At 68.2% G+C, this 14,543-nt stretch carries 15 protein-coding genes; 10 read left to right on the top strand and 5 right to left on the bottom strand.

What is annotated here, in order from left to right; all coding sequences use genetic code 11:
* The 4 genes from ppdK to ACFE71_RS12205 form a co-directional block, all read right to left on the bottom strand.
* The coding region (gene ppdK / locus ACFE71_RS12220) for a pyruvate, phosphate dikinase (RefSeq protein ID WP_375429066.1) at positions 1-2,374 on the bottom strand (2,374 nt) is incomplete at its 3' end.
* 60 nt (positions 2,375-2,434) lie between these two features.
* Positions 2,435-2,701 (bottom strand): DALR anticodon-binding domain-containing protein, encoded by a 267-nt coding sequence (locus tag ACFE71_RS12215; RefSeq protein ID WP_375429067.1) that lies wholly within the window; start codon positions 2,699-2,701, stop codon positions 2,435-2,437.
* Complete coding sequence (gene glyS / locus ACFE71_RS12210; protein ID WP_375429065.1) at positions 2,685-4,799, bottom strand: glycine--tRNA ligase subunit beta; 2,115 nt, start codon at positions 4,797-4,799, stop codon at positions 2,685-2,687. Before glyS ends, ACFE71_RS12215 begins: the two co-directional genes overlap by 17 nt.
* A 209-nt stretch (positions 4,800-5,008) precedes the next feature.
* The gene (locus ACFE71_RS12205) at positions 5,009-5,884 is read right to left on the bottom strand and encodes a glycine--tRNA ligase subunit alpha (RefSeq protein ID WP_375429064.1); all 876 of its coding nucleotides are present in this window, start codon (positions 5,882-5,884) and stop codon (positions 5,009-5,011) included.
* 101 nt (positions 5,885-5,985) lie between these two features.
* Here ACFE71_RS12205 and ACFE71_RS12200 point away from each other — a divergent pair, with 101 nt between their 5' ends.
* The 6 genes from ACFE71_RS12200 to ACFE71_RS12175 all read left to right on the top strand — a co-directional run bounded on the left by ACFE71_RS12200 (position 5,986) and on the right by ACFE71_RS12175 (position 10,064).
* The gene (locus ACFE71_RS12200; protein ID WP_375429063.1) at positions 5,986-6,897 is read left to right on the top strand and encodes a TraB/GumN family protein; all 912 of its coding nucleotides are present in this window, start codon (positions 5,986-5,988) and stop codon (positions 6,895-6,897) included.
* 251 nt (positions 6,898-7,148) lie between these two features.
* Positions 7,149-7,826, top strand: coding sequence for a 50S ribosomal protein L25/general stress protein Ctc (locus tag ACFE71_RS12195; protein WP_375429062.1), 678 nt, complete (start codon positions 7,149-7,151; stop codon positions 7,824-7,826).
* A 113-nt stretch (positions 7,827-7,939) separates the two neighbouring features.
* Positions 7,940-8,509 carry an aminoacyl-tRNA hydrolase gene (pth, locus tag ACFE71_RS12190; protein WP_375429061.1) on the top strand — a complete coding sequence of 190 codons (570 nt, stop codon included), beginning with the start codon at positions 7,940-7,942 and terminating at the stop codon, positions 8,507-8,509.
* Positions 8,510-8,670: 161 nt separating this feature from the next.
* The gene (locus ACFE71_RS12185; protein WP_375429060.1) at positions 8,671-8,871 is read left to right on the top strand and encodes a hypothetical protein; all 201 of its coding nucleotides are present in this window, start codon (positions 8,671-8,673) and stop codon (positions 8,869-8,871) included.
* 157 nt (positions 8,872-9,028) lie between these two features.
* A complete protein-coding gene (locus ACFE71_RS12180) occupies positions 9,029-9,418 on the top strand; it encodes a hypothetical protein (RefSeq protein ID WP_375429059.1) in 390 nt (129 codons plus the stop codon).
* A 40-nt stretch (positions 9,419-9,458) separates the two neighbouring features.
* On the top strand, positions 9,459-10,064 hold the full coding sequence (locus tag ACFE71_RS12175) for a TIGR02466 family protein (protein ID WP_375429058.1): 606 nt from the start codon (positions 9,459-9,461) through the stop codon (positions 10,062-10,064).
* On the opposite strand, the gene ACFE71_RS12170 is transcribed toward ACFE71_RS12175, so the two are convergent.
* On the bottom strand, positions 10,048-10,656 hold the full coding sequence (locus tag ACFE71_RS12170; RefSeq protein ID WP_375429057.1) for a phosphatase PAP2 family protein: 609 nt from the start codon (positions 10,654-10,656) through the stop codon (positions 10,048-10,050). The two genes, ACFE71_RS12175 and ACFE71_RS12170, sit on opposite strands and share 17 nt — an antisense overlap.
* A 122-nt stretch (positions 10,657-10,778) precedes the next feature.
* Here ACFE71_RS12170 and ychF point away from each other — a divergent pair, with 122 nt between their 5' ends.
* The 4 genes from ychF to ACFE71_RS12150 form a co-directional block, all read left to right on the top strand.
* The gene (ychF, locus tag ACFE71_RS12165) at positions 10,779-11,879 is read left to right on the top strand and encodes a redox-regulated ATPase YchF (RefSeq protein ID WP_375429056.1); all 1,101 of its coding nucleotides are present in this window, start codon (positions 10,779-10,781) and stop codon (positions 11,877-11,879) included.
* Between the two features lie 178 nt (positions 11,880-12,057).
* A complete protein-coding gene (locus ACFE71_RS12160; protein ID WP_375429055.1) occupies positions 12,058-12,369 on the top strand; it encodes a hypothetical protein in 312 nt (103 codons plus the stop codon).
* A gap of 48 nt (positions 12,370-12,417) precedes the next feature.
* Positions 12,418-13,833 carry a hypothetical protein gene (locus ACFE71_RS12155; RefSeq protein ID WP_375429054.1) on the top strand — a complete coding sequence of 472 codons (1,416 nt, stop codon included), beginning with the start codon at positions 12,418-12,420 and terminating at the stop codon, positions 13,831-13,833.
* A gap of 63 nt (positions 13,834-13,896) precedes the next feature.
* Positions 13,897-14,543: ectonucleotide pyrophosphatase/phosphodiesterase (locus ACFE71_RS12150; RefSeq protein ID WP_375429053.1), on the top strand; the 647-nt coding region annotated here is incomplete at its 3' end.

Genomic DNA, 14,543 nt, shown 5'->3' with positions numbered 1-14,543 from the left:
GGCTGACGCCTAGCGTGGTCTGGGTCAGGTCGTTGGTGCCGAACGAGAAGAACTCGGCACCATGGGCGATGTCGGCGGCGCGAAGTGCGGCGCGGGGGAGCTCGATCATGGTGCCGACGAGGTATTCCAGGCGACGGCCGCGTTCGGTGAAGACCTGCTCGGCGACTTGGTCGACGACGGCCTTCATTAGGTCGAGCTCGCGGGCGGTGGCGACGAGGGGGATCATCACCTCGGGGATCGGGGCGTCCCCGCTCCGCTCGGCGACGTCGAGCGCGGCTTCGAAGATGGCGCGGGCCTGCATCTCGTAGATCTCGGGGTAGGTGACGCCGAGGCGGCAGCCGCGGTGGCCGAGCATGGGGTTGAACTCGTGGAGCTCGGCGGCGCGGCGCTTGAGCACGTCGACCGCGACCCCGGCGGCGGTGGCGACATCGGCGAAATCGGCTTCCTCCGTTGGCAGGAACTCGTGGAGCGGCGGGTCGAGGAGGCGGATCGTGCAGGGGAGGCCGGCCATGACCTCGAAGATCTCGGCGAAGTCGGCGCGTTGTTCGGGGAGGAGCTTGGCGAGCGCGATCCGCCTGCCCGCCTCGTCGGCGGCCAGGATCATCTGGCGGACGGCGGTGATGCGGGCGGCGTCGAAGAACATGTGCTCGGTGCGGCAGAGGCCGATGCCTTCCGCGCCGAAGCCGCGGGCGGTGCGGCAGTCGGCGGGGGTCTCGGCGTTGCAGCGGACCTTCATGCGGCGGGCGGCGTCGGCCCATTCCATCAGCGCGCCGAAGTCGCCCGACAGCTCGGGCTCGACGGTCGCGACAGATCCGAGCATCACCTCGCCGGACGCACCGTCGATGGTCAGGAGGTCGCCCTCACTCACCTCGCGGCCGCCTACCAGCATGATGCGGGTCTTGAGGTCGATGCTGATCGCGCCCGCGCCGGAGACGCAAGGCCGCCCCATGCCGCGCGCGACGACGGCGGCGTGGCTGGTCATGCCGCCGCGCGCGGTCAGGATGCCGCGCGCGGCGTGCATGCCGTGAATGTCCTCCGGGCTGGTCTCGGTGCGGACCAAGATCACGGCGTCGCCCGCCGCGCTCCGCTTCTCGGCCGTGTCGGCGTCGAAGACGGCCGCGCCGCTCGCCGCTCCCGGGCTGGCGGGTAGGCCCTTGGTCAGGACGTCGCGCGGCGCGTCCGGGTCGAGGGTGGGGTGGAGGAGCTGGTCGAGCGCCTGGGCGTCGACGCGCAGCACGGCCTCGTCGCGGGTGATCAGGCCTTCATCCGCCATGTCGACCGCGATCTTGAGCGCGGCCTTGGCGGTGCGCTTGCCCGAGCGGGTCTGGAGCATCCAGAGCTGCCCGCGCTCGACGGTGAACTCGATGTCCTGCATATCGCGGTAGTGACGCTCTAGCGTGTCGAAGACGGTGGCGAGCTCGCCATACACCCGCGGCATCGCCTCTTCCATCGAGGCGGGCTTGGCCCCGGCGTCGGCACGGGCCTTCGCGGTCAGGTATTGGGGGGTGCGGATGCCGGCGACGACGTCCTCGCCCTGCGCGTTGATCAGGAACTCGCCGTAATAGGCGCGGTCGCCCTTGGCGGGGTCGCGGGTGAAGGCGACGCCGGTGGCGCTGGTCTCGCCCATGTTGCCGAACACCATCGCCTGGACGACGACGGCGGTGCCCCAGTCGGCCGGGATGTCGTTCAGGCGGCGGTACACCTTGGCGCGGTCCGAGCGCCAGGAGCCGAACACCGCGCCGACTGCGCCCCATAGCTGGTCGTGGACGTCCTGCGGGAAGGGCCTGGACCATTGCTGCTCGACGAGCCGCTTATACTCGGCGACGAGTTCCTGGAGGTCGGCGGCCGAGAGCTCGGTATCGAGCGTGAAGCCGCGGTCTTCCTTGGCAACCTCGAGCGCCTCCTCGAAGCTGCCGTGATCGAGGTCGAGCACGACGTCGGCGTACATCTGGATGAAACGGCGGTAGCTGTCCCAGGCAAAGCGTGGGTCGCCGGAAGCCTGAGCCAGGCCCTGGACGGTCTCGTCGTTGAGGCCGAGATTGAGGACGGTGTCCATCATGCCGGGCATCGACACGCGCGCGCCCGAGCGGACGGAGACGAGGAGCGGGTCGGCGGGGTCGCCGAAGCGCTTGCCGGTGATTCGCTCGATGTGAGCGAGGCCGTTCGCGACCTCCTCGCGCAGGCTATTCGGAAAGGCTTGGCCCTCGTCATAATAGCGGGCGCACATGGCGGTCGAGATCGTGAAGCCGGGCGGCACGGGCAGGCCGATCGAGGCCATCTCGGCGAGGTTGGAGCCCTTGCCGCCGAGCAGGTTCCGGTCGCCGCGCCCGCCGTCGGACACCCCGCCGCCGAAGCGGTATACATATTGCGTCATGGTCGCCCCCTGCCCGGCCACGCCGGAAGTTCACTAAAGTTCACGCCAAGAACGTTTGGCTTATCCTTCGATCCGCGAGAAGTCGGCGACGTTGTGCACCGCAGCACGGACGCGCGCAAGCAACGCGAGCCGCGCCTCGCGTTTGGCCGGGTCGGGGTCGTTCACCGTGACCTTGTCAAAGAACGCGTCGATCGGGGCGCGCAGGCTCGCCAGCGCGGTCATGGCGCGGGCGAAGTCCTCGTGCGCGATCGCGGCGGTCGCCATCGGCTCGGCCGAGTCGAGGGCGGTCGCGAGGGCGTCTTCTTCCGGTTCAGGCGTGTAGGACAGCGTTTTTTTCTGCTCCCTCTCCCCAAAGGGGAGAGGGAGAAGAAGCGGTCCACCCCTCCTTCTTGAGGATGTTGGCGGCGCGCTTGTAGCCGCCGAGGAGGTTCGCGCCGTCCTCCGTCCCGACGAAGCCCTGGAGCGCGCGGACGCGGGCGAGGAGGCGGACGAGATCGTCCTCGCCCCCGAGCGCGAACACCGCGTCGATCAGGTCGTGCCGAACGCCGGCTTCGCGTTGCTGGACCTTGAGGCGTTCTACGAGAAAATCAAAGCCATCTTCTTGCATCGATGGTAGGTCGATCAGGTAAGTAGTTTTACGGCGCTGTTCATCAGTCCATTTTGAAGGCGCGATCCCAGTTAGCGGATCATCATCATATAGGTACCAAGCCGGTGTGGCCATTACCTGTGCAAAGTTAATGACATTGATATCCGGTTTACCTTCAAACAGTATTTCAACATGGGGCATCCGGCGTTCTCGAAGAGATCGATACAATTGCAAATGCAGGTACTCTGCAATCTTCGCAAATCGGAAGCGTATATTGTTACTTTGTAATAAAGAGATGATTGCTAAGCCGGCTCGCCGTAAAGCAAACGGATCACGTGATCCAGTCGGACGCTCTACTGCTGCAAAGAATGAGTAAAATGTATCCAGCTTGTCCGCCAAGCTCACCGCGACCGTGACCGGGGCGGTCGGGACGGCGTCGCCCTGCCCTACCGGCTTGTAATGGTCGCGGATGGCTTGCGCGACGGCGGGGTGTTCGCCCTGGGCGGCGGCGTAATAGCCGCCCATCAGGCCCTGAAGCTCGGGGAACTCGCCGACCATGCCGGTGACCAGGTCGGCCTTGCACAAGCGGGCGGCGCGTTCGGCGAGGTCGGCGAGCTGCTCCCTCTCCCCGCTTGCGGGGAGAGGGTCGGGGAGAGGGGCTGTTCCGGGCGCGGCCGGTTCCCTGGACAGCCCCTCTCCCCGGGGGGGAGAGGGAGAAGGAACGATCCCCTCCTCCATCAGCCAGCGGGCTAGCTTGGCGACGCGGTCGACCTTGTCGGCGACGGTGCCCAGTTTCTCGTGGAAGACGATGCGGTCGAGCTTTCTGGCCTGCTCTTCCAGCGGGACCTTCAGGTCCTGGTCGTAGAAGAAGCGGGCGTCGGACAGCCTTGCCGCCAGCACCTTGCGGTTGCCCTCGATGATGCGCTTGCCGTCGTCGTCGGCGTCGATGTTGGCGGTGCAGAGGAAGGCGTTCGCCAGCTTGCCGTCGCTATCGTGACAGACGAAGTATTTCTGGTTCACGCGCGCGGTGAGCCGGATCACCTCGGGCGGCACGTCGAGAAACGCCTCGTCGAAGCGGCCCAGCAGCGGCACGGGCCATTCGGTCAGGCCGGCGTTCTCGGCGAGCAGGCCCTCGTCGCGCACGAGGGTGAGCCCGGCCTTGTTCGCGGCGAGCGTCGCGCCCAGCGCGATCGTCTGGGCGCGCTCGGCGGGGTCGACAACGACGTGGCAGGCGCGCAGCTTCTCGACGTAATCGTCCGCGCCGCGCAGCGTGATGGGGCCGGGATGATGGAAGCGGTGGCCGACGGTGGCCGCGCCGGCGGGGATGCCGGCGACCTGGCAGGGCACGATCTCGTCGCCGAACAGCGCGACAATACCTTGGAGGGGGCGGACCCAGCGGAGCGACTCGGTGGTGGTGGACGCCGCGCCCCAGCGCATCGATTTGGGCCAGGGGAACGCGCGGACGATCGCGGGGATGGCCTGCGCAAGGACGTCGATGACAAGGCGGCCGGGCTTGGCGGTCATGGCGTAAAGGACGCCGTCGCGCTCGGTGAGCTGGTCGCGGGTCAGGCCGGTCTTGCGGAGGAAGCCTTCAAGCGCTTGGGGCGGGGCCGACGCGCGGGGGCCTTTCACCTCCTCGGTGGCGGCGGCGGTCTCGGTGGGGAGGTCGCGGGCGATCAGCGCCAGGCGGCGGGGGGTGGCGTAGGTGATCAGTTCGCCTGCGGTGACGCCGGCGGCGGCGAGTTCGGCGGTGAACAGGCGGGCGAGGTCACCCTGCGCCTTGGCCTGCATGCGGGCGGGGATCTCTTCGGAGCGGAGTTCGAGGAGGAGGTCGGGCATTCAAGCTGCCGAATAACGGAAGACTGGTTCACGCGAAGGCGCGAAGGCGCGAAGAGAAGGAGGTAAGTCACCCGTTTCAGCTACGTTTCTAGCTTCTCGCCGCACGCGCTTCAGCTTTTCTGCGCTGCGCGCGGACGTGCCCACCTCGGTGGTGGCAACCACCTTTTTTGCGTCTTCGCGCCTTCGCGTGAACATCTTCAACTGGCCCCTCACGACGCCCACCCGTTCTTCACCATCCAGGCGGCGCAGGCACCTTTCGCCAAGTCGCGGACGCGGCCGATATAGGCCTGGCGTTCGGCCACCGAGATGACGCCGCGGGCCTGGAGGAGGTTGAAGGTGTGGCTGGCCTTGATCGCCTGTTCGTAGGCGGGGATCGGGAGCGGCACGTCGCGGGTCAGGCAGTTCTCGGACTCGGCGGTGCTTTTACGGAACTGGTCGAACAGCGTCTCGGTGTCGGCGACCTCGAAGTTCCAGGTCGACATCTCGACCTCGTTGCGGTGGAACACGTCGCCGTAGCTGACCCCGGCATCGTTGAAGGCGAGGTCGTACACGCTGTCGACGTCTTGGATGTACATCGCTAGCCGCTCGAGCCCGTAGGTGAGCTCGCCCGAGACGGGGAGGCAGTCAAAGCCGCCCATCTGCTGGAAATAGGTGAACTGCGTCACCTCCATGCCGTCGCACCAGACTTCCCAGCCCAGGCCCCAAGCGCCGAGGGTGGGCGATTCCCAATCGTCCTCGACGAAGCGGATGTCGTGGAGGAGGGGATCGATGCCGATCGCGGACAGGCTGCCTAGATAGAGTTCCTGGAGGTCGGGGGGGCTGGGCTTCAGGATGACCTGGTACTGGTAGTAATGCTGGAGGCGGTTGGGGTTCTCGCCGTAGCGGCCGTCGGTGGGGCGGCGGCAGGGCTGGACGAAGGCGGCGTTCCACGGGTCGGGGCCGAGCGCGCGGAGCGTCGTCGCGGTGTGGAACGTCCCCGCTCCCATCTCCATGTCGTAGGGCTGGAGGATGAGGCAGCCCCGGTCGCTCCAATAACGGTGGAGCGTCAGGATCATATCCTGGAAGCTGAGGGGCCGCGCGGTCACGGGCGGCGCGATGCCCGATGGTCGGGGGGGAATCAAGCTGGCGGGCTTGGGCGGGGGTCGGTATGGGTCTGGATCCCTAGCGTTCGAGGTCCATCTCCTTCATGTTCCAGCCGCTTCGTGCCGCGACGAGTGCGGTCGCGCTTCTCCTCGCGCTCCCCGCCTGCGCGCAGACCGCGCCCGCCTCGACGCCGATCGGACGGGCGAAGGATGCGGATCCCGCGCTGTGGGTGGTGAAGGACGCGGACACGACCGTGTACCTGTTCGGGACGGTGCATGTCCTGAAGCCGGGGCTGACCTGGTTCGACGAGGCGGTGCGGGCGGCGTTCGATCGGTCGGACACGCTGGTGCTGGAGATGGTCGAGCCAGATCCGGCGGCGCTGGGCAAGATCGTCGCGGCCAAGGGGATCACGTCGGGCAAGCCGACGCTGACCGAGCAGCTGCCCGCCGACAAGCGCGCGGGCGTGGTCGCGGCGCTCGCGGGGGCCGGGCTGGCGCCCACGACCTACGAGCGGATGAAGCCTTGGCTGGCGGCGGTGACGGCGACGATCGGGCCGCTCGGCAAGCTCGGCTACGACGCGGCGAGCGGGCCGGAGAAGGTGCTGGCGGCGGCGGCCAAGCAGGCGGGGAAGCCCGTGATCGGGCTGGAGACCGCCGAGCAGCAGCTGGGGTTCTTCGACGGGCTGTCGACCGCGGCGCAGGTGAAGTTCCTGACGGCGAGCGTGGACGAGCTGCCCAAGCTTCCCGTCGAGATGGCGCGGATGGTGGGGAGCTGGTCGAAGGGCGATCCGGCGGCGCTGGCGGCGGTGCTGAACGACTCCTTGAAGGAGTCGCCCGAGGTCGCGCGCGTGCTGCTAACGGATCGGAACAAGACCTGGGCGGGGTGGATCGGCGAGCGGATGACGCGGCCGGGTACCGTGTTCGTGGCGGTCGGCGCGGGGCATCTGGCGGGCAAGGAGGCGGTGCAGGCGCAGCTCCGCGCGCGCGGGTTGAAGGCGGAGCGGGTGCGGTATTGAGCGCTCCGACCCTCTCCCGCCTTCGCGGGAGAGGGAAAGACGCGCGAAGCGCGGCGAGGGTGAGGGCCGGACCTCGCCCGGGTAGGTCCGGCCCTCACCCTGGCGCTTCGCGCCTGTCCCTCTCCCGCGAAGGCGGGAGAGGGCTTTGGGTTGCGATTTGGCGGTGGTCCGACTAGAGGCTCTCCCTTCCGCCGCATGGTCATCCCTGGAGGCGTGGGCGGAAAGCATAACACCTTTCTCGGAGTACCAGCATGAGCGACCAATTGACGCTCGCGGCCGAGACGCGTGACCGGGTTGGCAAGGGAGCCTCCCGGGCGCTGCGTCGCGATGGCCGCGTGCCCGCCGTGATCTACGGCCAGAACCAGGAACCGACCTCGATCCATCTGGAGGCCAAGGCGCTGACCAAGGCATTGGCGACCGGGCATTTCATGAATTCGGTCATCATGATCGAGGGCGCGGGAAGCGGCGCGATCCGCACCCTGCCCAAGGACGTCGCGTTCCACCCGGTCAGCGACCGGCCGATCCATGTCGATTTCCTGCGCATCGGGGAGCACACGGCGGTCACCGTGTCGGTGCCCGTCGTCTTCACCGACGAGGAGGAATGCCCCGGAATCAAGGCGGGCGGCGTGCTGAACGTCACGCGCTACGAAGTCGAGCTGGTGGTCGACGCGTCGGAAATCCCGACCGAGATCAGCATCTCGCTGGCGGGGCGTCAGGTGGGCGACTCGATCCACATTTCGGACGTGACGTTGCCGGGCGGCGCGATGCCGGCGATCGCCGACCGCGACTTCGCGATCGCGACGATCGTGCCGCCGACGGTGCCGACCGCAGCGGACGACGCCGCCGACATCGAGGCGGGCGTGCCGACGCTGGACGAGTCGCTCGATGCGGCGGCGAACAGCGACGAGCCGGAAGCCGACAAGGGCTGATCCTACTCCCTCTCCCCTTGGGGAGAGGGTCGGGGAGAGGGGCTGATCAGAGGGCCGCGCTTTGGACGGCCCCTCTCCCCAACCCTCTCCCCAAGGGGAGAGGGAGCTAGAAGATGCAGATCTGGGTGGGGCTCGGTAATCCGGGTTCCGAATATGCGATGCACCGGCATAATGTCGGGTTCATGGTGGTCGACGCGATCGCCGAGACGCACGGCTTCGGGCCGGTGCGCAAGCAGTTCTCCGGCTGGACGCGCGAGGGACGGATCGGGGCGGAGAAGCTGCTGCTCCTCAAGCCCGCGACCTTCATGAACGAGAGCGGGCGCGCCGCGGCCGACGCGCTGCGCTTCTACAAGCTCGGCGTCGAGGCGTTGACGGTGTTCCATGACGAGCTCGACCTCGCGCCGTTCAAGCTGAAGGTGAAGCGCGGCGGGGGTGCGGCGGGGCATAACGGACTGCGTTCGACCGACCGGTATCTGGGCCAGGAATATCGCCGGGTGCGGATCGGTATCGGGCATCCCGGGCACAAGGACCGGGTCAACGGGTATGTGCTGGGCGCCTACGCCAAGGCGGAGCTCGATCCGCTCGCCGACCTGCTCGGCGCGGTCGCGGCGGAGGCGGGGTGGCTGGCGGCAGGCGACGACGCGCGGTTCATGAACGAGGTCGCGCTGCGGTTGCAGAGTTAGGAATGCGAGTTAGTCGCAATACTTGGCTGGATGGGCAGGAATGCGAATTGATCGCAAGTCTGGTGAGAACTGTTCGCAGGACTTGTTTGTCGTTGTTTCGGGAACTCTCGGGCGGTACTTCCGTTTTCAGTATCAAGTCTCGCAAGCATTAGGAGCGCATCATGGGCCTGACCACCGCCGGAACCGCCGCTTGCGGCAAGTGCCGTTATTTCGACACCGCCTCGACCGAGTCGGCGGGCGCGTCGCTCGGGCTCTGCCGATACAACCCGCCGATGAGCCAGCCTGCGCAGGACAGCCACGGCGTCTGGCCCAAGGTCGAGACCAGCGACTGGTGCGGCCATTACGAGCGCGCCGACGCGTAAAGGTCGATTCCCGAATGGGGCAAGTTGAAACCGGGTGTGGATTTCGGTCCGCGCCCGGCTTTTTCGTTCGCATGCGACGGAGCCAATCCGATTGGGATTGACGATCCCATGTGGAGTCGTTAGTGAGAGGCATTCTCATTAGCGGGTGGCGCCTGCCATGTATGATCTGATCGACCGTCCTGTTTTCGACCTACCCGCCGCCGACCGGACATTGCTCCGCGCGACGCGGGGTTGGGTGCATCAGTTGACGATGGCGGGCGCGGGTACGCCGGACGCGGTGGATGCGCTGGGCAGCGGGTCGGACCCGTTCGACGCTGCGATGCGTGCGATGGATGAGGGGTCGACCGGAACGCTGGTGTTCAAGCGGCCGTGTCAGGCACGCGTGTCGGAAACCGAGGCGGTGTGGCTCGGCATCTGGCGGCTGGTGCGCGCCGACCGGCTCGGCGCGGCGCAATCGTCGCTGGCCGGGCTGGCGGACGCGAGCGCGACGCGCGCGATCACGGCGGCGATGGTGCGGGCGAGCGTGACCCTCGACGCCACCGCCTGACCGCATTGCCTGTTGGCGCCGCGCATGCTTGGGCGCGGGGGTGACTACCGCGACGTTGTTCCCCACCCTGCTCGACCAGACCTCGCTCGGCAACGACGCGCTCGTGGCGGAGCTGGAGCATTCGGTCCGCATACTCGCGCGGGACGACATGGCGGGGCGGCGTTGGTGCCGCGAGCATGGCTATCGCGGCTACACCTCCTATGCGTCGCTCGACGACCTGCCCCGGCGTGATCCCGCCTTCGCCGATCTGAAGCGTCATCTCGACCGGCATGTCGCGCAGTTCGCCGAGGCTTGCGCGTTCGATCTGGGCGGACGCAGGCTCAAGCTCGACAGCCTGTGGGTCAACCTGCTCAAGCCGGGCGGGCATCACGGGGCGCATATCCATCCGCATAGCGTCGTGTCGGGGACGCTTTATCTCGCGCTGCCCGATGGATCGGGAGCGATCCGGTTCGAGGATCCCCGGCTGGGGCTGATGATGGCGGCCCCTCCCCGCCTCGCCGATGCGCCCGAGGCCATGCGCAACTTCCGCACAGTGACGCCCGAGCCGGGAACGGTCCTGCTATGGGAGAGCTGGCTACGACATGATGTGCTGCCCCACACCGGCAAGGGCGAGCGGATCAGCGTGTCGTTCAATTACCGCTGGTAGCGAGTTTTTCCTCCGCCCAGTCGAGCAGGCGCGAACTCACTTGCTCCGCCGCCCAACCGATCGCGGCGCCCGCGACGATGTCGCTGACGAAATGCTTGCAGCGCGGCACCTGGATCGCGGCGATCGCCGTCGTGGCGAACAGCCCGGGAATGCGCGAGCCGGGATAGTCGCGGGCGAGCGCCTGCGTCACGGCCAGCGCGCCCGCCGTGTGGCCGGAGGGGAAGGAGGACAGCTCGTGCTTATGGCTGTCGCCCGCCTCCATCCGGTAATCGTTGTCGAGCGCGTGGTCGGGACGGGTGCGGTCGATCGAACGCTTGATCAGCGTCTTGAGCCCGGTCGCGAGCGAATGGGCGGCGAACATGCGCAGGCCCGTGCGGGTCAGGCGTGGGTCGCCCGACCACGCTCCCACCGCCGACGTGCCTAGCGTCAGAGCGCGCAGCGGGGGTTGGTCGCCAATCTCGCTCACGAGACCCAGCGCCTTCACGATCGGACGATCGCGGTGGTCGTCCATCGCCTCGGTCACGGCGATGTCGACGCGCTCGACGGTGTCTGCGGCTTCCTTGACGGCGGCGAGCGGGGCGGCTTCGGGCATGACGGGTCAACCGGCGAGCGGGGGCGCAAGTTCAATCGGCTCGCCGCGAAATGCGCCGGGGTGGCAAGCGCGGCGGCTTGGCCCTAGGGGTCCGCCGTCAAATCATCATCCGGGAACGACCAATGGGTTTTCGCTGCGGCATCGTCGGCTTGCCAAACGTGGGCAAGTCGACGCTCTTCAACGCGCTGACGCAGACTGCGGCCGCGCAGGCCGCCAACTATCCGTTCTGCACGATCGAGCCCAATGTCGGCAATGTCGCGGTGCCCGATGAGCGGCTGGACGCGCTCGCCGCCATCGCGAAATCGGCCAAGGTGATCGAGACGCAGCTCGGCTTCGTCGACATCGCCGGGTTGGTGCGCGGGGCGTCCAAGGGCGAGGGACTAGGCAACCAGTTCCTGGGCAATATCCGCGAGGTCGACGCGATCGTCCACGTGCTGCGCTGTTTCGAGGACGGCGACGTGACGCATGTCGAGGGCAAGGTCGATCCGGTCGCCGACGCGGAAACGGTCGAGACCGAGTTGATGCTGTCCGACCTGGAGAGCCTGGAGAAGCGCGTTCCCGCGTTGGGCAAGAAGGCGCAGCAGGGCGACAAGGAGGCCAGGATCGGCGCGGCGGTGCTGGGCCAGGCGCTCGAATTGCTTCGCGAAGGCAAGCCGGCGCGGCTGGTCGCGCCCAAGGATGAGGAGGAGGCGCGGGTGTTCGCGCAGGCGCAGCTGCTGACCGCCAAGCCGGTGCTGTATGTCTGCAACGTCGGCGAGGCGGAGGCGGCGGAGGGCAACGACCTTTCGCGCGCCGTGTTCGCCAAGGCGGCGGCGGAGGGCGCGGAGGCGGTGGTGGTGTCGGCGGCGATCGAGGCGGAGATCGCGACGATGCCCGCCGACGATAGGGGCGAGTTCCTGGCCGAGCTGGGGCTGACCGAGACCGGCCTCGCCCGCGTGATCCGGGCTGGGTACAAGCTGCTGGGGCTCCTGACCTTCTTCACGGTCGGGCCGAAGGAGGCGCGGGCCTGGACGGTGGATGTCGGGGCGAAGGCTCCGCAGGCGGCGGGGGCGATCCATTCGGATTTCGAGCGCGGGTTCATCCGGGCGGAGACGACGGCGTTCGACGATTTCGTCCGGCTGGGCGGCGAAGCGGGCGCGCGGGACGCGGGCAAGCTGCGCCAGGAGGGCAAGGAATATGTCGTGCAGGACGGCGACGTGATGCTGTTCCGGTTCAACGTGTGAGGGGCGGCGCTCGTCGTCACTCAAGTCCTCCCCGTCATACCGGACTAGCTCCGGCATCCATCGCTGGGCGTACTCGGCGCGATCCGGGCATGGACAACGATGGACCCCGGAACAAGTCCGGGGTGACGAAGGGTCAGGAGCGTTGCGCCGGCCACCTTTCAACCTTAGCTGCGGTCCCATGCTCGCCCGGCTGATCCTGTTACTGCTCGCCATGGCGTTCGCGGCTCCGGCCGCGACGGCGGCTTGCCATGCGCGGGTCGGGACGCTTCACGCGGCGGAACCGTCGCATCATGGGTCCGCGCCGGTCGAGCGGGATGACGGGATCGCCCCGGCTACCGCGTGTATCGGCTGCGTGCCGCCGTCGGACTGGACCCCCGGGCGGATCGCCGCGTCGGTGCCTGTTCCCATCGTCCCGGTGTCGGCGCGCACCCACGCATTGACCATCGGGCGAGGGACGCCGCCCGACCTGCGCCCTCCGCGGATGCGGTGATCGCGCGGGCTCCGGCCCGCTCCGACATCCAGTTCCACGGAGTTCATCATGACCAAGACGACCCTGCTCGCCGCGTGCGCGGCGGCGGCGCTGTTCGCCGTTCCGGCGGCCGCGCAACACCAGCATCATCCGATGCCGGTACCCTCCCCTACTCCCGTTCCTGCGCCTCCGGTCGCGCATGCCGATCATGGCGCGATGGAGCACGGCCCACCTTCCACGCCCGCCGGTCCCGCCGACGATCCCATGCCGGCGCAAGGCATTACCGATCACGCCGCGATGGGGCACGGCTCGACCGCGACGAGCATGGCCATGATGATGGGCATGGGCCGGACCGACTATCTGACCGGATCGGGCACCGCCCGGCTGCCATATAACGAGGCCCCGATGCGCGGCGCGATGTTCCATGCGGGCGAGTGGATGCTGATGGCGCACGGCTACGCCTGGGGCGTGTATGACGACCAGGGCGGGCGTCGCGGGGACGAGATGGCGTTCGTGACCTCGATGGCGATGCTGATGGGCGACCGTGATCTGGGCGAGCGCGTCCACGTCCAGCTACGTGCGATGGGAAGCCTGGAGCCCGCGATGGGCGCGCGGGGCTACCCGAACATCTTCGCGGTGGGCGAGGTCGCGAACGATCGGCCGCTCGTCGACCGGCAGCACCCGCACGACCTGTTCATGGAGTTGTCGGCGCGCGTCGACTATCGATTGGGGAGCAGCGACAGCGTATTCCTGTATGGCGGGCCGGTGGCGGAGCCTTCGCTCGGGCCGAGCGCGTTCGTCCACCGGGCATCGGCGCGGTACCTGCCGCTCGCGCCGATCACGCATCACTGGTTCGATTCGTCGCACATCACCTATGGCGTGGTGACGGCGGGGTACGCCGCGCCGCGCTGGCAGCTGGAGGCGTCGGCCTTCCGAGGGCGCGAGCCGGACGAGCGGCGGTGGAACATCGAGACGCCCAAGCTCGATAGCTGGAGCGTGCGGGCGAGCTGGACGCCAACTCCGGAACTGGCGATGCAGGTCAGCCACGGGCGGCTGAAGAGCCCGGAGGAGTTCCACCCGGACGAGGACGAGGCGCGCACGACCGCCAGCGTCCATTACGCGACGGGGCCGGTGACGACGACCTTCGCCTATAGCCGCAAGAACCGGCTGCCCGGGCCGACGCTCCCCGCCTGGCTGGGCGAGGCGAGTTGGGAGATCGACCGGCACCATGCGGTGTTCGGGCGGGTCGAGCATGTCCGGGCGGATGAGCTGTTCCCGGACGAGGGCGATCCGCTGCATGACCGGCTGTTCAAGGTGACCAAGCTGGAGGCGGGGTACGCATATCGGCTGTCGATCCTCGGGCCGCTGGGCGTCGCGATCGGCGGGACGGTCGCGGGGTATCTCAAGCCCGACGCGCTCGATGCGGCTTACGGGAAGGACCCGGTAAACTGGACGGTGTTCTCGAAGCTGGTGCTCGGGCTTTGAGGTGACATGCGGGTGACATTCACGACCGCTAGCGCCGTGGTCCGAGGCCGAGGAGTTCGACGAGTGAAGCATGTCCTGTCCCTTCTCGCATTGGCGGCGTCGGCGTGCGTGTCGGTGGACCGACCGCCTCCGTCGTCGGTCGCGGTCGAGCGACGCGCGCCGGTCACGATCCTCGTCTCGATCGACGGGTTGCGGCCGGACGACCTCCGCCGCGGGAACACGCCGACGCTCGACGGGCTGGCGAGTGAGGGCGCGTCGGGTGCGATGCGGCCATCCTTCCCGGCCAACACCTTTCCGAACCACTATACCCTGGTCACCGGATTGCGGCCCGATCGGCACGGCGTGGTCGACAATACGATGGAAGATCCGGCGCGACCGGGGGTGCGCTTCACGATCAGCGATACCAAGCAGACGCGGGATCGGTTCTGGTGGGACGGAGCCGAGCCGATCTGGGTCTCGGCGGAGCGGGCGGGGATACGGGCGGGCACCATGTTCTGGCCGGGTGCGGAGGCGGCGATCGGCGGCGTGCGGCCGAGCGTGTGGGTGCCGTACGCGGCCGAGGTAACCAGCGCGGACCGCGTACGCTTCGTCCTCGACTGGCTTCGTCGGCCGGTGCCGGAGCGACCGGGGCTGCTGACGCTGTATTTCGATGTGGTCGACAAGGCGGCGCATGAGCAAGGCTTCGAATCGGCGGAGCAGGAAGCGGCGAT

This window comes from uncultured Sphingomonas sp. (assembly GCF_964237155.1).
Taxonomy (GTDB): Bacteria; Pseudomonadota; Alphaproteobacteria; order Sphingomonadales; family Sphingomonadaceae; genus Sphingomonas.
This window is presented reverse-complemented; position numbering and strand designations above follow the sequence as displayed.